Source organism: Rhodovarius lipocyclicus (genome assembly GCF_009900765.1).
Lineage (GTDB): Bacteria > Pseudomonadota > Alphaproteobacteria > Acetobacterales > Acetobacteraceae > Rhodovarius > Rhodovarius lipocyclicus.
Genome location: NZ_JAAABL010000025.1, coordinates 1 through 15,775 on the forward strand (window position 1 = coordinate 1; position 15,775 = coordinate 15,775).

At 71.1% G+C, this 15,775-nt stretch carries 13 protein-coding genes and 1 pseudogene; 6 read left to right on the forward strand and 8 right to left on the reverse strand.

All coding sequences use genetic code 11. The features are described 5' to 3' along the window. From glyA to GT007_RS15080, 4 genes and pseudogenes are all read left to right on the forward strand, one after another. A pseudogene (gene glyA / locus GT007_RS15065) lies at window positions 1-557 on the forward strand (serine hydroxymethyltransferase); the annotation flags it as partial. Window positions 558-665: 108 nt separating this feature from the next. Next, the gene (locus GT007_RS15070; RefSeq protein WP_160122453.1) at window positions 666-2,321 is read left to right on the forward strand and encodes a GMC family oxidoreductase; all 1,656 of its coding nucleotides are present in this window, start codon (window positions 666-668) and stop codon (window positions 2,319-2,321) included. Between the two features lie 29 nt (window positions 2,322-2,350). Further along, window positions 2,351-3,931, forward strand: a complete 1,581-nt coding sequence (locus tag GT007_RS15075) for an ABC transporter substrate-binding protein (RefSeq protein ID WP_160122454.1) — start codon at window positions 2,351-2,353, stop codon at window positions 3,929-3,931. 25 nt (window positions 3,932-3,956) lie between these two features. Continuing rightward, on the forward strand, window positions 3,957-4,949 hold the full coding sequence (locus GT007_RS15080; RefSeq protein ID WP_160122455.1) for a Bug family tripartite tricarboxylate transporter substrate binding protein: 993 nt from the start codon (window positions 3,957-3,959) through the stop codon (window positions 4,947-4,949). A gap of 9 nt (window positions 4,950-4,958) precedes the next feature. Here GT007_RS15080 and GT007_RS15085 read toward each other — a convergent pair whose 3' ends face one another. Next, entirely contained in the window at window positions 4,959-5,966 is a 1,008-nt protein-coding gene (locus GT007_RS15085; protein ID WP_160122456.1) for an alpha/beta fold hydrolase, read from the reverse strand. A 212-nt stretch (window positions 5,967-6,178) separates the two neighbouring features. Here GT007_RS15085 and GT007_RS15090 point away from each other — a divergent pair, with 212 nt between their 5' ends. Then, on the forward strand, window positions 6,179-7,558 hold the full coding sequence (locus tag GT007_RS15090; protein ID WP_160122457.1) for an MATE family efflux transporter: 1,380 nt from the start codon (window positions 6,179-6,181) through the stop codon (window positions 7,556-7,558). On the opposite strand, the gene GT007_RS15095 is transcribed toward GT007_RS15090, so the two are convergent. Beyond that, on the reverse strand, window positions 7,551-8,501 hold the full coding sequence (locus tag GT007_RS15095; protein WP_160122458.1) for a GlxA family transcriptional regulator: 951 nt from the start codon (window positions 8,499-8,501) through the stop codon (window positions 7,551-7,553). The two genes, GT007_RS15090 and GT007_RS15095, sit on opposite strands and share 8 nt — an antisense overlap. A gap of 60 nt (window positions 8,502-8,561) precedes the next feature. Next, window positions 8,562-9,362, reverse strand: coding sequence for an SDR family NAD(P)-dependent oxidoreductase (locus GT007_RS15100; RefSeq protein WP_160122459.1), 801 nt, complete (start codon window positions 9,360-9,362; stop codon window positions 8,562-8,564). A gap of 262 nt (window positions 9,363-9,624) precedes the next feature. Between GT007_RS15100 and GT007_RS15105 the strand changes: the two genes are divergently transcribed. Beyond that, complete coding sequence (locus tag GT007_RS15105; protein WP_160122460.1) at window positions 9,625-10,542, forward strand: fatty acid desaturase; 918 nt, start codon at window positions 9,625-9,627, stop codon at window positions 10,540-10,542. Between the two features lie 6 nt (window positions 10,543-10,548). Here GT007_RS15105 and GT007_RS15110 read toward each other — a convergent pair whose 3' ends face one another. Genes GT007_RS15110 through GT007_RS15130 form a run of 5 tightly spaced genes read right to left on the reverse strand, consistent with a single transcriptional unit; the run spans window position 10,549 to window position 15,767 of the window. Continuing rightward, window positions 10,549-11,325 (reverse strand): ABC transporter ATP-binding protein, encoded by a 777-nt coding sequence (locus tag GT007_RS15110; RefSeq protein WP_160122461.1) that lies wholly within the window; start codon window positions 11,323-11,325, stop codon window positions 10,549-10,551. Beyond that, window positions 11,322-12,284, reverse strand: coding sequence for an ABC transporter ATP-binding protein (locus GT007_RS15115; RefSeq protein WP_160122462.1), 963 nt, complete (start codon window positions 12,282-12,284; stop codon window positions 11,322-11,324). Before GT007_RS15115 ends, GT007_RS15110 begins: the two co-directional genes overlap by 4 nt. Further along, window positions 12,281-13,177, reverse strand: coding sequence for an ABC transporter permease (locus GT007_RS15120; protein ID WP_160122463.1), 897 nt, complete (start codon window positions 13,175-13,177; stop codon window positions 12,281-12,283). Before GT007_RS15120 ends, GT007_RS15115 begins: the two co-directional genes overlap by 4 nt. Further along, entirely contained in the window at window positions 13,174-14,187 is a 1,014-nt protein-coding gene (locus GT007_RS15125; RefSeq protein ID WP_201451935.1) for an ABC transporter permease, read from the reverse strand. The genes GT007_RS15120 and GT007_RS15125 overlap by 4 nt, the downstream gene beginning before the upstream one ends. Beyond that, a complete protein-coding gene (locus GT007_RS15130) occupies window positions 14,184-15,767 on the reverse strand; it encodes an ABC transporter substrate-binding protein (protein WP_160122464.1) in 1,584 nt (527 codons plus the stop codon). The genes GT007_RS15125 and GT007_RS15130 overlap by 4 nt, the downstream gene beginning before the upstream one ends. Between the last annotated feature and the right edge of the window lie 8 nt (window positions 15,768-15,775).

Sequence of the window (15,775 nt, forward strand, 5' to 3'; positions counted from 1 at the left end):
GCCTGATCCTGACCAATGACGAGGCGCTGGCGAAGAAGATCAACTCCGCGATCTTCCCCGGGCTGCAGGGCGGGCCGTTGATGCATGTGATCGCGGCCAAGGCGGTGGCCTTCGGTGAGGCGCTGCGCCCCGAATTCCGCGCCTATGCGAAGCAGGTGGTGACCAATGCCGCCGTGCTGGCCGAGACGCTGAAGGGGCTGGGCTTCGGCATCGTGACGGGTGGCACGGACAACCACCTGATGCTGGTGGACCTGCGGCCGAAGGGCGTGACGGGCAAGGCGGCCGAGGGCGCGCTGGGCCGGGCGCACCTGACCTGCAACAAGAACGCCATCCCCTTCGACCCGGAGAAGCCGATGGTGACGTCGGGCGTGCGGCTGGGCTCGCCCGCCGCCACGACGCGGGGCTTCGGGGAGGCGGAGTTCCGCCAGATCGGGCAGATGATCGGGCGCGTGCTGGAAGGGCTGGCGGGGGCGAACAACCCCGACGGCAACGCGGCCATCGAGGCCGCCATCGGCGCTGAGGTCCAGGAGCTGTGCCGGCGCTTTCCGGTTTATTGACAGCCGTCGCACCGCTTCAGGGCGATGTCGCGCACGGACAATTCCGGTCGCATCGCCCATGCAACATTTCCGTCATGCGGGGCCCTGCCCCGAGGAGTCCAAGCAACCATGCCCAGCGGGCCTGAAGCAGATTTCATCGTGGTGGGCGCGGGCTCGGCGGGCTGCGTTCTGGCGGCGCGCCTGTCGGAGGATGCGGGCAGCCGTGTCGTCCTGCTGGAAGCCGGCGAGATGCGCCGCAGCCCGATTTACACTTGGCCCTTGCTGCAAGGCTTCGCCTTCAGCAACCCCGCCAGCAACTGGGGTTATGAGACGGAGCCGCAGGCCCAATTGGCCGGCCAGCGCCTGGCCTGGCCGCGCGGGCGCATGGTGGGCGGCAGCCACGCCATGAACGGCATGCTGTATGTGCGCGGCAACCGGCAGGACTATGACCACTGGCGCCAGCTCGGCAACCGCGGCTGGGGCTATCGGGACGTGCTGCCCTATTTCCGCCGGTCGGAGGACCATGAGCGCGGCGAGGATGCCTATCACGGCACCGGCGGGCCGCTGCATGTGCGCGGCGCCCGGCGCAGCAACCCGGTCTTCGCGGCCTTCGTGCAGGCGGGGGTGCAGGCGGGCTTCCCCGAGAACCCGGATTTCAACGGTGCGGAGCAGGAAGGCTTCGGCACCTTCGACTTCACCATCCGCAAGGGGCTGCGCTGGACCACCGCGCGCGGCTTCCTGGCCCCGGCGCTGAAGCGCGGCAACCTGCGGCTGGAAACCGGCGCCCAGGCCACGCGCCTGCTGTTCGAGGGCCGGCGCGCCGTGGGCGTCGCCTTCCGTCAGAGCGGGCGGGATGTCGAGCTACGCGCTCGGCGGGAGGTGATCCTGGCCGGCGGCGCCATCAATTCCCCACAGCTGCTCATGCTGTCGGGTATCGGCGACGCGGAGCATCTGCGCAGCCTTGGCATCGCGCCGCTGCACCACCTGCCGGGCGTGGGCCAAAACCTGCAGGACCATTGCGACGCGGAGATCGACACGCTCTGCACCCAGCCCATCAGCGTGGTGGACCGGCTACAATTCGAGCGCGCCACGGCCGATGTGCTGAAGGCGCTGCTGCTGCGGCGCGGCCCCTTCACCGAATCCCCCATGGAGGCCGGGGCCTTCCTGCGCGTGGACCCGGCCGCCGCCGCCCCCGATTGCCAGGTGCATTTCAAGCCCTTCGCCGGCCGCTTCAAGGATGCGCGGCTGCGCCTGCCCTTCCGCCCGCCGAACCCGGCGCGCGGGGAGCTTTCGGCCATCTCGCTGCGCGTGGGGCCCATCCGCCCCGAAAGCCGGGGCGAGCTGCGGCTGCGCTCGGCCGACCCCTTTGCGCATCCGGCGATGGACCCGCGCTATCTGACCGCGCCGCATGACATGTGGCTGGTGCGCGAGAGCCTGAAGATCATGCGCCGGGTGATGGCCCAGCCCGCCCTGGCGCCCTTCCGGGGGGCGGAGCTGCGCCCCGGCGCGGCGGTGAGCACCGATGCGGAATGGGAGGACTACATCCGCGCCAACCTGCTGACCGTGCACCACATGGCCGGCACGGCCCGCATGGGCGCGGACCCGATGGCCGTGGTCAGCGACGAATTGCGCGTGCACGGCATCGAGGGGCTGCGCGTCGCCGATGCCTCGGTGATGCCCACGCTGACCTCCGGCAACACCAACGCGCCGACCATCATGATCGCCGAGAAGGCCGCGGACCTGATCCGGGGCCGCGCCCCCCCGCCGCCTGCCGAACACATCTGACACCCCCAGCCCGAAAGCCACGGAAGCCCATGGAACCGAACCGCCGCCAGCTCCTCAGCGCCGCCGCCGCTTTCCCAGCCATGGGGGCCGCACCGGCCCTGGCGCAAGGCAACCGCCGCGTGCTGCGCTGGACGCCCAACGCCGATCTCTCACAGATCGACCCGATGATCTCGACCGCCAACCTGCTGCGGGCGCACGGGTATATGGTCTATGACACGCTCTATGCCATCGACGCCCAGGGCACGCCCCGCCCGCAGATGGCCGAGGGGCACACTGTCTCCGCCGACGGGCTGATCTGGACCATCCGCCTGCGGGAGGGGCTGCGCTTCCACGACAATGAGCGCGTGCGCCCGCGCGACTGCGTGGCCAGCCTGCGCCGCTGGGGCGCGCGGGACGGGCTGGGCGGCACGCTCATGGCCTCGGTCGATGTGATGGAGGAGGTGGACGACCGCACCCTGCGCATCGTGCTGAAGCGCCCCTTCCCCCTGCTGCTGGACGCGATCGGCAAGATGGCGATGAACGTCGCCTTCATCATGCCCGAGCGCCTGGCGCTGACACCCCCCACCACCCCGGTGCGGGAGGCCGTGGGCTCCGGCCCGTTCCGCTTCGTGCCGGGCGAATGGGCCCCGGGCAACCGCGCGGTGTGGGAGAAGTTCCAGGGCTATATCCCCCGGCAAGAACCGCCCAGCTGGGCCTCCGGCGGCAAGGTGGTGCATGTGGACCGGGTGGAATGGGTCACCATCCCCGACGCCGCCACCGCCGCCGCCGCCCTGTCCACCGGCGAGATCGACTGGTGGGAGGAACCCACCGCCGACCTGCTGCCGCTGCTGCGCCGCAACCGCGACGTGCGGCTGGTGACGCTGGACAATATCGGCTCCATGCCCTTCCTGCGCTTCAACGCCCTGCACGCCCCGTTCAACCGGCTGGAGGTGCGCGCGGCCGTCGCCGCCGCGATCCGGCAGGAGGATTATCTGCAGGCCATCGCGGGCTCGCCGGATTTCTTCTCCACCTGCAAATCCTTCTTCCCCTGCGGCCTGCCGAGCTCCACCGGCGCGGGCGGGGAGGCCATGACCGGCAGCCTGGAGCGCGGCCGCCAGGCGTTGCAGAGCGCGGGCTACAACGGGGAGAAGATCGTCATCATCTCCCCCACCGATGTGCCCACCGTGCAGCCCATGGGCCAGATCACCTTCGACCTGCTGCGCCGGCTGGGGATGAACGCGGAGCTGATCTCGATGGATTGGGGCTCCATGCTCGCCCGCCGTGGCTCGCGTGAGGCACCGGAGCGCGGGGGCTGGAGCATCTTCCACACCTGGCTGCGCGGCTCCGACGTCGCGAGCCCCGCGCTGAGCTTCCTGACGCGCGGGGATGAGGCCAACCCATTCCCCGGCGGCTTCCGCAGCGCAACCCTCACCGCCCTGCGGGAGGAATGGTTCAACGCCCCCGACGACGCCACGCGCCTGGCCATCACGGCGCGGATCGAACAGGCGGCCTTCCAGGAATGGCCAATCGTGCCGCTGGGCCTGTTCCGCCAGCCCACCGCGCACCGGGCCAACATCACCGGCATGCTGGAAAGCCCCGCGCCGCTCGCCTGGAACATCCGCAAGGAATAGCCGCTTCAACCCAAGGATTGCCCGCATGCACGAGACATCCCTCCCTCGCCGCGACCTTCTGGGGGGCCTGCTGGGCCTGGGCGCGGCCCTGGCACCTTTGCCCGCCCTGGCGCAGGACGCCTACCCGGCGCGGCCGGTGCGCATCATCATCCCCTGGCCGCCGGGCTCCCTGACCGACATGTCCACCCGCCTGGCGGCAGACCAGCTGCAGGCGGAGATGCGCCAGCCCTTCGTCATCGACTACCGCCCCGGCGGCAACGGCATGATCGGCACCGAGGCCGCGGCGCGCGCGGCGGCGGATGGCTACACGCTGGCGCTGGGCACGGCGGAGACGATCTGCATCAACCCCACCCTGTTCCGCAACGTGCCCTACAACGCGGCGCGGGATTTCACGCCGGTGGCCTCGCTGGCGGTGCAGCCGCTGGTGCTGCTGGCCAACCCGGGCTTCGCGGCCAATGACCTGCCGGCGCTGATCGCGCGCGCTAAGGCTGAGCCCGGCGCCGTGCGCTTCGGCTCCTGGGGCGAGGGCAGCAGCGCCCATCTGGCCATGGAGATGCTGAAGGCCGCCACCGGCATCGACGTGCTGCACGTGACCTATCGCGGCTCTCCGCAGGTGGTCAGCGACCTGGCGGCGGGGGTGATCGACATCGCCTTCGCCGGGCAATGGGCGATGCAGGAGCTCGTGCCCTCCGGCCGGGTGAAGGCGCTGGCGGTGACGGCACCCCAGCGCGTGGCCCTGGCCCCCAGCCTGCCCGCCGTGGCGGAGACGGTGCCCGGCTATGCCGTTTCCCTATGGTACGGGCTGATGGCGCCGACCGGCACGCCGGAGGCGGTGATCCAGAAGCTGAACGCCGGGGTGCAGCGCGCCCTGGCGGTGCCCGAGGTGCGGCAGCGGCTGGAAGGGGCGGGCGGTTCGGCCATGCCGCTGTCCGTGCCCGCCTTCGCCGCCTTCCTGGAGGCCGAGACCGCGCGCTGGCAGGCGGCGATCCGCAGCTCCGGCGTGCAGCTGTCGATCTGACCGCCGGCCTTATGCGGGGGTGGCCAGCCACTCCCGCACGGCATCGCGGATGAAGGCCGTGTCGGCCGCGTTGCCCATGGGGTTGCCCGCGCGGTGGCCCCAGATGCTGAGGATGGGCAGCAGCTTGCCATGGCGCAGATGCGGCAGTTCGGCCGCGTTGTCCGCCACGCGGAAATACAGGTCGGTGTCGCCCGGCATCAGCAGCACCCGCGCCTGGATGGCCCCCAGCGCCCGGGGCAGATCCCCCCCGTAAGCCTGGCCGATATCCCCCGCATCCCAGCATTTCAGCTGCGCATACAGGTTGGCGGCGCGGCGGATGGCCCAGCGCGCCTCCCACTGGTTGCGCAGGAAGCTTTCCAGGTCGGGCTCCGAGGCCAGGTGCAGCCCGGCGCGGTAGAAATCCTGGCTCAGCGCCCAGCCGGCATAGCTGCGGGCAAAGGCGCGGACGGCCGCCACCGGCTCCGCCGAGAAGCGCCCCTGGCCCTGGTATTCGGGCGCCGCTTCCAGAATGGCCATCAGGCTGCGCAGGAACACCTGGTTGTGCGGCGAGGTGCGGGCGGTGCCGCAGATGGCCACGATGCGCTCCACCGCCTCCGGGAATTCCGCCGCCCAGTGATAAGCCTGCTGCGCGCCCATGGACCAGCCATAGACGCAGGCCACGCGCTCCACCCCGAACACCTCCCGCAGCAGGCGCCGCTGCGCGCGCACATTGTCGAAGGCGGTGACGAGCGCCGGGTAGTCATCGCTGTTCGACGGGCTGCTGGACAGGCCGTTGCCGAACATGTCCGGCTGGATGATGAACCAGCGCGTGGGGTCCAGGATTCCCTCCGGCCCCAGCAGCCATTGCAGTTCCGGGCTCTGCGCCGAATAGCTGGTGGGATAGACGATCACATTGTCCCGCGCGGGGGAAAGCGTGCCATGCGCCCGCCAGTTCAGCCGCGCGTCCCGCAGGGTGCCGCCCGCCGACAGCGGCAGGTCCCCCAGCGCGAAAATGCCTTCCTTGATCGACCAATCCATTGGGGCTTCCCGTGCATGCGCGGCACGCCGGCGCCACGTCCTGGCCGCAGTCTGCACGGCGGGTGGGCGGGGCGCCAGCGGCCCCCCTCACTCCCCCGAGGGTCGGGAATGTCCTGAATCGCGGCATCTCTGACATTCCTGCCGTGGCGGCAGCCCGGCACTCTGCCCCCCTGGGCGCGCCGGTGATGCGCCCTTGTGAGGACCGTCAGAGCATGAGCGCGACAACCGCCGCTTCCCCCCTTTCCCCGCCGCGCACGGACCAGCGCACCCAGCGCCTGTTGCAGGCGCCCGTCGTGCCGCTGCTGCTGCGCATGGCCTGGCCCAATGTGCTGATCATGCTGGCCCAGGCCGCCACCGGGCTGATCGAGACCTGGTGGGTGTCCCGGCTGGGCACCGCGGCGCTGGCGGGCATGGCGCTGACCTTCCCCGCCGTCATGCTGATGACCATGATCTCCGGCGGGGCGATGGGTGGGGGCATATCCTCGGCCGTGGCGCGCGCGCTGGGGGCCGGCAGGCGTGACCAGGCGGACGCGCTGGTGCTGCACGCGGTCTTCATCAACCTGGTGCTGGGCCTGGCGATCTCCGCCCTGTTCCTGCTGTTCGGGGAGAACCTCTACCGCGCCATGGGCGGCGAGGGGGAGGAGCTGCGCGCCGCCATGATCTATTCCGACACGGTGTTCAGCGGCGTCGTCTTCATCTGGCTGATGAACGGGCTGGCCAGCGTCATCCGCGGCACGGGCAACATGGCCTATCCGGCCACGGTGATCTGCGTGGGGGTGGTGTTCCTGGTGCCGCTCTCGCCGCTGCTGATCTTCGGCTGGGGGCCCATCCCGGCCATGGGCATCGCGGGCGGGGGCGTCGCGCTGCTGCTGTTCTTCGTGGGCGGCACCATCGCCATGGCCTGGTACATCCTGTCGGGGCGCAACGTCGCGCGGTTCCGCTGGGTGCGGCTGCGCTGGGCGCCGCTGAGCGCCATCCTGCGCATCGGCGCGGTCTCGGCCATCACCTCGGTGCTGACCAACATCACCATTGGCGGCGCCACCGGGCTGGTGGCCGCCGCCGGCGGGGTGGGCGCCATCGCGGGGTTCGGCACCGGCGCGCGGCTGGAATACCTGCTGGTGCCGCTCAGCTTCGGCATCGGCGCGCCGCTGGTGGCGCTGGTGGGCACCAATATCGGGGCGGGCCAGCGGGACCGCGCGCTGCGCATCGCACTCACCGGCGGCGCCATGGCCTTCCTGATCACGGAGGGGCTGGGCCTCTGCGCCGCCATCTGGCCGGAGTTGTGGCTGCGCCTGTTCAGCGATGAGCCGGAGATGCTGGCGGCGGGCAGCCAGTACCTGCGCGTCGTGGGGCCGGCTTATGGCTTCTTCGGGCTGGGGCTGACGCTGTATTTCGCCTCCCAGGGGGCGGGGCGGCTGTTCTGGCCGCTGACGGCGGGCTTTCTCCGGTTGGCCATCGCGCTGGGCGGGGGCTGGGCCGCGATCCGGCTGACCGGCTCGCTGACCGCGCTGTACGCCACGCTGGCGGCGGCGCTCGTGGTCTATGGGCTGGCGATCGCGGTGGCGGTGCGCTCGGGCGCCTGGTTCAGGTGAGGGCGGGGCGCTGGGTCTCCGCCACGCGGCGGAGGACCTGGGGCGGCTGGCCGAAGGCGCGGACGAAGGCGCGGCGCATGCGCTCCCGGTCGGCGAAGCCGGTCTCGCGCGCCACCTCGTCCAGGCTGCGCCGGCCTTCCTCCATCATCATCCGCGCGGCCTCCAGCCGCAGATGCTCCACCGCCTTGGCGGGGGATTGGCCGGTCTCCTCGCGGAACAGGCGGCTGAACTGGCGGGGGCTGAGGCTCGCCGTCTCCGCCAGTTCCTCCACCGAGAGCGCGTCGCGCAGGTTCTCCTTCGCGTGGATGAGGGCGCGGCGGATACGGTCGGAGCGCGGCTCCAGCTCCAGCAGGGCGGAGAACTGGGACTGCCCGCCGGGCCGGCGCAGATACACCACCAGGCTGCGGGCGGTGGCCTTGGCGACCTTGTGGCCGAAATCATGCTCGACCAGGGCCAGGGCCAGGTCGATGCCCGCACTCATCCCCGCCGAGGTCCAGATCGGGCCATCGACGGTGAAGATCCGGTCCTCCTCCACCTTCACCAGGGGGTAGCGGGCCTGCAGGGCGCGGGCATGGGCCCAATGGGTGGTGGCGCGGCGGCCGTCCAGCAGCCCGGCCTCCGCCAGCACATAGGCGCCGGTGCAGATGCCCGCGACCCGGCGGGAGGATCGGGCGGCGGCGCGCAGATAGCGCAGCAGCCCGGGCGTGCCGGTCCGCGCATCGGCCGAACCGCCGGTGATGGTGGTGTCGGCGAAATCGTCGTCCCAGGGCTGGGTGTCGATGGAAAAGCCCAGCGTGTTGCGCACCGGCCCGCCGCGCTCGGACATCACCCGCACCTCATAGGCGCGGCGGCCCAGCACGGTGTTCGCCATCTCGAAGGCGGACATGGCCGCCAGGCCCATCACCTGGAAGCCGTCATAGACGAGGTAGCCGATGCTGGGCATGAGGCCTCCATGGCGTAAATCGCCGTATACGTCGATTTACGCCATGCGCGGCGCGGCCCGTCAAGCCGCCTGGGGCGTGGCGTAGCGCGGCGCGACGCGGGAGGTGGAGAGGTTCGGCATCATCGCCTGGCGCGCGGCCTCGAAGGCCTCCCACTGGGCGCCGTCCTGCAGGGCGGGCAGGGTGGCGAATTCGCCGCGGTCGAAGCCCACCAGCGCGGCCGCCACCAGGTCGGTCGCGGACATCACCATCTCCGGCGGGACATTGCCGACATCGGCGCCCGCCGTTTCCCAGAATTCCGTGGCGGTGGCACCCGGCAGCACCACCTGCACGCCGAGGCCGGTGCCCGCGAATTCCTTCCGCAGGGATTGGCTGAAGGCCAGCACGAAGGCCTTGGTGGCGCCATAGACGCCGTGGAACACCTCCGGCGCCACCGCCAGCACGGAGGCGATGTTCGCCACCCGCCCGGCCCCGCGCGCCAGGAAGCCCGGCACCACGGCACGGGTCAGCCGCGTCAACGCCGTGACGTTCAGCGCCACCATGGCATCCAAACGCGCCGGATCGGTCTGCGCCAGCGTGCCGGTGGCGCCGATGCCCGCATTGTTCACCAGCACGGTGATGCCCGCATCGGCGGCCAGCGTGGCCTCCAGCGCCCGCAGCTGCGCGGGGTCGGACAGATCGGCGGCGATGCCGCGCGCGGCCACGCCGTGGCGGGCGCGAATGCGGGCGGCCGTAGCCTCCAGCCGTTCGGCGTTGCGCGCCACCAGGATCACGTCATGGCCGCGCGCCGCCAGACCCTCCGCGAAAAGGGCGCCGATCCCTGTCGAGGCGCCGGTGATCACCGCTGTACCCTTGCTGGCCATGGGCCTGCTTCCTTGCCTGTGGTGCCGCGAGCGGAATGCCGCGGCGGTTGGGCGCAGGTTAGGGCAAGGCGGGTTTGTCCCAAATGTCATTGATACCACTTTTCAGGACATTCACGCCTGTCTCCGCCGCCGCCTGGATGGGCAGCTTCTGCCCGGTAGCGGTGCGCGGCCCTTCCCGGCCGCCCCATGGCGCGCGCCCGCACGCTCGACAGCGCCCCGCCCGGCTGCTGTGCTGGCCATGCCTCAGCCAGGAGCCACCAGCATGAGCGGACTGACCCATGAGCAGGCCCATATCCGGGCCCCCGCGCCCGCGGCGATGATGCATCTGGCCGGGCGTTCGGATGCCGAGGGGCTGCGGCACCTGGCCATCCATCTGGGGCTGCTGCTGCTGACGGGCACGCTGGTGGCGCTGCTGCCGGGCTGGTGGAAAACCCCGGCGGTGCTGGCGCTGGGCGTGGTGCAGGCGGCCTTCTTCGCGCCTTTCCATGAGACGATGCACCAGACCGCCTTCGCCAGCCGCCGGCTGAACGCGGTGGTGGGCTGGCTGGCCGGCGCGCCCTCCCTGTTCAACTGGCATTTCTATCAGGCCTATCACCTGGCCCATCACCGCCACACCCAGGACCCCGAGCGCGACCCGGAGCTGATGATGCAGCCCCCGCCGACGCGGTTCCGCGGCTATCTGCTGCGGCTGACCACCCTGCCCTACTGGCGCTCGCGCTTCCGCATCGCGGTGGATGGGCTGCGCGGGGATTTCTCGGCCTATCCCTATATCCACCCCGATGCGGCGCTGCGCATCGTGCGCAGCGTGCGCTGGATGCTGGCCTTCGTGGCGGGGGCGGTGCTGCTGGCCGGGCTGACCCTGGGCTGGCAGGCGGTGCTGCTGTTCTGGGTGCTGCCGCAGCTGTTCGGGCAATCCCTGCTGCGCTGCTATCTGCTGACGGAACACACCTTCTGCTCGCATGAGCGCGACGGGCTGACCAACACCCGCACCATGCTGACCAACCCGCTGCTGCGGCTGCTGATGTGGAACATGCCCTATCACGCGGAGCACCACCTGTACCCCTTCATCCCCTTCCACCGCCTGGCGGAGGCGCATGGGGTGCTGCGGGACAGGCTGGCGCATGTGCATCCGGGCTATGTGGACTGGCACCGGCAGTATCTGGCGCGGATCAGGGGCTGAGGGGCGTCAGGCCCCATCCAGCCGGTTCAACCCGGGCGGCAGCACCGAGGCGATCAGCGCGCGCGTATAGGCATCGCGGGGCGCGTGCAGCACCTCCGCCACCGGGCCCTGCTCCACGATCGCGCCCTGGCGCAGCACCGCCACCTCCTCGCACAGCAGCTGCACCACCGCCAGGTTGTGGGAGATGAACAGGAAGGCCAGCTTGTGGCGTTCCCGCAGGCCCCGCAGCAGTTCGATGATCTGCGCCTGCACCGAGACATCCAGCGCCGAGGTCGGTTCATCCAGCAGCAGGGCGCGGGGGCCGGGGGCCAGCGCGCGGGCGATGCAGACGCGCTGCTTCTGCCCACCCGATAGCTCATGCGGGTAGCGCCACAGGAATTCCCCGCCCAGCCCCACATCGTCCAGCAATGCGGCGACACGGTCGCGGATCTGCCGCCGGGTCAGCCCGCCCTGGATCAGCAGGGGCTCGGCCACGCTGTCATGCACGCTGTGGCGCGGGTTCAGCGCGGAATGCGGGTTCTGGAACACCACCTGCACATCGCGGCGCAGGGCGCGCAGCCGGGCCTCCCGCGCCTGGGTGATATCGGTGCCATCCATCAGCACATGGCCCTCGGCCACGGATTGCAGGCGCAGCAGCACCCGCAGCAGGGTGGATTTGCCGGAGCCCGATTCCCCCACCAGCCCCAGCGCGGCCCCGGGGCGCAGCGCCAGGCTGACATCGTTCACCGCCGCCTGCGCGCCGAAGCGCACCGTCACGCGCCGTGCCTCCAGCAGCGCGGTCATGCCGGCACCATGTGGCAGGCCACGGCATGGGGCGCGCCGCGCAGCTCCGGCTTCTCCTGCCGGCAGATCTCGGCCGCCAGCGGGCAGCGCGGGTGGAAGCGGCAGCCCCGCGGCGGGTCGCGCAGGTTGGGGATGCTGCCCGGAATGCCCTGGGGCATGTGGCCGGGCCGGCGCAGGTCGGGCATCGCGGCCAGCAGGCCCTGGGTGTAGGGGTGGCGGGGGGCCGCGAACAGCAGGGCCGCCGGCGCGTCCTCCACCACATTGCCGGCATACATCACCACGATGCGGCGGCAGGCGGCGCCGATCACGCCCAGATCGTGGCTGATCAGCAGCAGCGTCAGCCCCAGCCGCTCCACCAGATCGGCGATCAGCGCCAGCACCTGGCGCTGGATGGTCACGTCCAGCGCCGTGGTGGGTTCGTCCGCGATCAGCACGCGCGGGTTGCCCGCCAGCGCCTGGGCGATCAGCACGCGCTGGCGCATGCCCCCCGAGAGTTCGTGCGGATAGCGGTCCAGCAACGCCGCCGGGCCGGGCAGGCGCACGGAATCCAGCAGGGCCACGGCGCGGTCGCGGCGCGCGGCGCGCGGCATGGCGGGTTCATGGGCGCGCAGCACCTCCTCCATCTGCCGGCCGATGGTGAAGACCGGGTTGAGGTAGGTGACCGGGTCCTGGAAGACCATGCCCATGGTGCCGCCGCGCAGCCGCCGCAGCCCGGCCGCGTCCATCGCCAGGACATCCGCGCCGTCGAAGCGGATGGCGCCGGAGACCACCCGCGCGGGCGGCGCCGGGTTCAGCCGCAGCAGGCTGCGGGCCAGCACCGACTTGCCGCAGCCCGTCTCCCCCACGATGCCCACGGCCTCGCCCGCCTCGACCGCCAGGTCGATGCCGTCCAGCACATGCACCCGCCCCTCGAACCCATCGAAGGCAAGGCGGTAGTCGCTGATCTCGATCAGGCTCATCCGCGCGCGCTCCGGGGGTCCAGCGTGTCGCGCAGACCGTCGCCGAACAGGTTGAAGCCCAGCACCGTCAGGAAGATGCACAGGCCCGGAAAGGCCGAATACCACCACCAGTCGGGCATGTAGCTGCGGCCGGTGGCGATCATGGCGCCCCATTCCGGCGCGGGCGGCTTGGCGCCGAGCCCGATGAACCCCAGCGACGCCGCGGCCAGGATCGCCATGCCCATGTCCATGCTGGCCTTCACCACCAGCGGCCCCATGCAGTTGGGCAGGATATGGCGGAACAGGATGCGCGTGTGGGAGGCACCCATGGTGCGCGCGGCCTCCACATAGGCCTCGGAGCGCAGGGTCAGCGCCTTGGCCTCGATCAGCCGCACATAGCCGGGCCACCACACCACCGCCAGCGCCAGCACCCCGTGCAGGATGCCGGGGCCGAGGGCGGCCACGATGGCCAGCGCCAGCACCAGCCCGGGCACGGCCAGGAACACGTCCGTCACGCGCATGAGGACGGTGCGGACGCGCCCGCCGAAATACCCCGCCGCCACCCCCAGCGGCACGCCCACCAGGGCGGCGAGGCCCGTGATGGTCAGCCCGATCCAGAAGCTGGTGCGGGTGCCGATGACCACGCGGGTCAAGATGTCGTTGCCCATCTCATCCGTGCCGAACCAATGCGCGGCGGAGGGCGGGCGCAGCCGGTTCGCCAGATCCACCGCGCCGCGCGCGTGCTCCGGGTACGGCACGATCCAGGGGCCGATCAGCGTCAGGATGCAGAAGGCCAGCACCAGCACCAGCCCCAGCAGGGCCGAGGGGCTGCGCGCGAAGGTCCAGGCGAAGAAGCGCAGCCGGCGCAGGCTGCCCGCATGTTCCAGCCGCAGGCGTTGCAGGGTGGCGCTCATGCGCCGCGCGTCCGCGGGTCCAGCCAGCCATAGGCGAGGTCGACCAGAAGGTTGCTCAGCATGAACAGGAACCCGATCACCAGCGTGACCCCCATCACGGGTTTGAAATCGGCCGCGATGGCGGAATTCACGGCGTAGAGGCCGATGCCCGGCCAGTCGAACACCGTCTCCACCAGCACCGTGCTGCCCAGCATCCAGCCGAAGCGCAGGCCGATCATCGCCAGCGTCGGCAGCATGGCGTTCTTCAGCGCGAGCCGCCCCACCAGCCGCCCGGGCGCCACGCCATGGGCGCGCGCGGCGGTGATGTGGTCGGAGCCCAGCACCTCGATCATCTCCGCCCGGTTCACCCGCAGCACGGAGGCGAGGCACGGCAGCGACAGCACCAGCGCCGGCAGCACCGCATGCCGGGCGGCATCCAGGAAGGTGCCCCATTCCCCCGCCAGCAGCGCATCGAACAGCACCATGCCCGTGAGGGTGGGCGGCGGGTCCGCCGCGATGGACAGCATGCCCCCGGTCGGCAGCCAGCCCCACCACACCGCCACCACCAATTGCAGCAGCAGCGCGATCCAGAAGGCCGGCAGCGCGACACCCGAGACCGCCAGCACCCGGATGCCGTGGTCCAGCCAGGATTGCCGCCGGACCGCCGCCAGCATGCCGAGCGGTATCCCCACCGCGCAGGCGAAGCCCATGGCCAGGATCACCAGCTGCAGCGTGGCCGGCACATAGCGCGCCAGATCCTGCGCCACCTCATTGCCGCTCTGGATCGAGCGGCCGAGGCGGCCATGCAGCAGGTCGTCCGCATAGCGCAGGAACTGCTGCGGCAGGGGCCGGTCCAGCCCGTATTCCCGGCGCAGCGTCGCCACCATCTCCGGCGTCGCATCCGGCCCGGCCGCCAGCGCCGCCGGGTCCGCCGGCGTGACGTTGGAGATCACGAAGGTGATCAGCACCAGCCCCGCCAGCATCATGCCGACATAGGCCAGGCGCCGGGCCAGATAGCGCAGCATGCTCATCCACGCGCCGCGTAGAGCGGGAACAGATCGACCTCGCCCGTCAGGTTCAGCGGCTGGTTGGCGAAGCCGCGCACGTAATTGCGCATGGCCCAACGCTGGTTGGCCGTCATGCAGAACACCGCCGGCTGCAATTCCAGCACGCGGCGCTGGATGGCGGCATACATCTCCCGCCGCTTCGGCGCGTCCAGCTCCACGGCGGCCTCGGCCACCATGGCGTCGATCCGCGCGTCGCGCAGGTGATGGATGCCCCAGAACTGCCCCGCCGCGCTGGATGCGTATTGCGACGCCACCGTATCGGGGGAGGTGGTGACGGGCGTGACATAGACCGCCGTCATCGCCGCCGCCGTGTCCGGGTTGGCGCCGCGCCCGATCAGCGTGGGCCAGGGCTGGCCCACCAGGTTCACCCGGATGCCCAGCGGCTGCAGCGCGTTCAGCAGCACCAGGCCGATCTGGCGCTGCACCTCATGGCCCGCCACATGCAGGTATTCCAGCTCGAACCCGCCCTGGGGGGTGGCGCTTCGCGCCATGAAGGCGCGGGCCTTGTCCAGGTCCCGCCGCGGCATGTCGAGCGCGATGCGCCCGGCCGTGACCACCGGAAAGGGCCCATCCAGCAGCCTGGCATCGCCCTTGTGGATGGTGATCAGCGCGTCGTAGTCGAAGGCATGCGCGATGGCCTTTCGCAGGTTCAGGTCCGCCGTCGGGCCCTTCTGCGTGTTCATCATGATGAAGAAGGGCGCGGCGCCGGGATCGTTGGTGACCACCATGCCCGGCACGCGCTCCAGCTGCTCCAGGTCATCGGGCGTCAGGCCGGCCGCGATATCCACCTCGCCGCGCTGCAAGGCGGCCTTGCGGGGGGCGGATTCGCGCATCACGCGGAAGATCACGCCGGCGGGGCGGTCGGCCTCGGCCATCGGCCAGCCCTTCCAGTACTCCGGCACCGCCTCCAGCGACATCACCGTCTGGCCATCCCAGCGGCGGATGCGGAACGGGCCAGAGCCCGCGGCATTGGCCGTCAGCCATTTCTGGCCGTCGTCGTCGCCGTCCACATTCGCCAGCACCTGCTTCGGGTTCACGATGAACCACAGCGGCAGGAAGGCGATGAAATCCGGATAGGGGCGTTCCAGCGTGAAGCGCACCGTGCGCGCGTCCAGCGCCTCGATCTTCTCGGGCTTCAGATGGCGCGACAGCATCCAGGAGATGCCCTTGTTCAGCCGCAGGCCCCGCGCGAAGGAAAAGCGCACCGCCTCCGCATCCAGCGCGTCGCCGTTGTTGAACTTCGCGGCCGCCGCCAGCTTGAAGGTCCAGGTCAGGCCATCCGCGCTGGTTTCCCAGCTTTCGGCCAGCCACGGGATCACGCGGGCGGGCGTGCCGTCATAGCGCACCAGCGCATCGTACAGGCAGCGCTGCATCATGCGGGTGGACCAGTCATAGCGCTGGTGCGGGTCCAGGATGGGCACCGGCTGGTTGCCGGAGAACACCAGGATGCGGCGGTTGCCCTCGCGCTCGAAGCCGAAGGCGGGATCCAGGGAGGAAGCGGCCACCAGGCCGCCCGCGCCCAGCAGGAAATCGCGGCGTTGCATGTCTCGCT

What these genes read in the sequence shown, in the direction of transcription:
- GT007_RS15070 (WP_160122453.1), top strand. Translation starts at nt 666, where the DNA reads ATGCCCAGCGGGCCTGAAGCAGATTTCATCGTGGTGGGCGCGGGCTCG.
- GT007_RS15075 (WP_160122454.1), top strand. Translation starts at nt 2,351, where the DNA reads ATGGAACCGAACCGCCGCCAGCTCCTCAGCGCCGCCGCCGCTTTCCCA.
- GT007_RS15080 (WP_160122455.1), top strand. Translation starts at nt 3,957, where the DNA reads ATGCACGAGACATCCCTCCCTCGCCGCGACCTTCTGGGGGGCCTGCTG.
- GT007_RS15085 (WP_160122456.1), bottom strand. Translation starts at nt 5,966, where the DNA reads ATGGATTGGTCGATCAAGGAAGGCATTTTCGCGCTGGGGGACCTGCCG.
- GT007_RS15090 (WP_160122457.1), top strand. Translation starts at nt 6,179, where the DNA reads ATGAGCGCGACAACCGCCGCTTCCCCCCTTTCCCCGCCGCGCACGGAC.
- GT007_RS15095 (WP_160122458.1), bottom strand. Translation starts at nt 8,501, where the DNA reads ATGCCCAGCATCGGCTACCTCGTCTATGACGGCTTCCAGGTGATGGGC.
- GT007_RS15100 (WP_160122459.1), bottom strand. Translation starts at nt 9,362, where the DNA reads ATGGCCAGCAAGGGTACAGCGGTGATCACCGGCGCCTCGACAGGGATC.
- GT007_RS15105 (WP_160122460.1), top strand. Translation starts at nt 9,625, where the DNA reads ATGAGCGGACTGACCCATGAGCAGGCCCATATCCGGGCCCCCGCGCCC.
- GT007_RS15110 (WP_160122461.1), bottom strand. Translation starts at nt 11,325, where the DNA reads ATGACCGCGCTGCTGGAGGCACGGCGCGTGACGGTGCGCTTCGGCGCG.
- GT007_RS15115 (WP_160122462.1), bottom strand. Translation starts at nt 12,284, where the DNA reads ATGAGCCTGATCGAGATCAGCGACTACCGCCTTGCCTTCGATGGGTTC.
- GT007_RS15120 (WP_160122463.1), bottom strand. Translation starts at nt 13,177, where the DNA reads ATGAGCGCCACCCTGCAACGCCTGCGGCTGGAACATGCGGGCAGCCTG.
- GT007_RS15125 (WP_201451935.1), bottom strand. Translation starts at nt 14,187, where the DNA reads ATGAGCATGCTGCGCTATCTGGCCCGGCGCCTGGCCTATGTCGGCATG.
- GT007_RS15130 (WP_160122464.1), bottom strand. Translation starts at nt 15,767, where the DNA reads ATGCAACGCCGCGATTTCCTGCTGGGCGCGGGCGGCCTGGTGGCCGCT.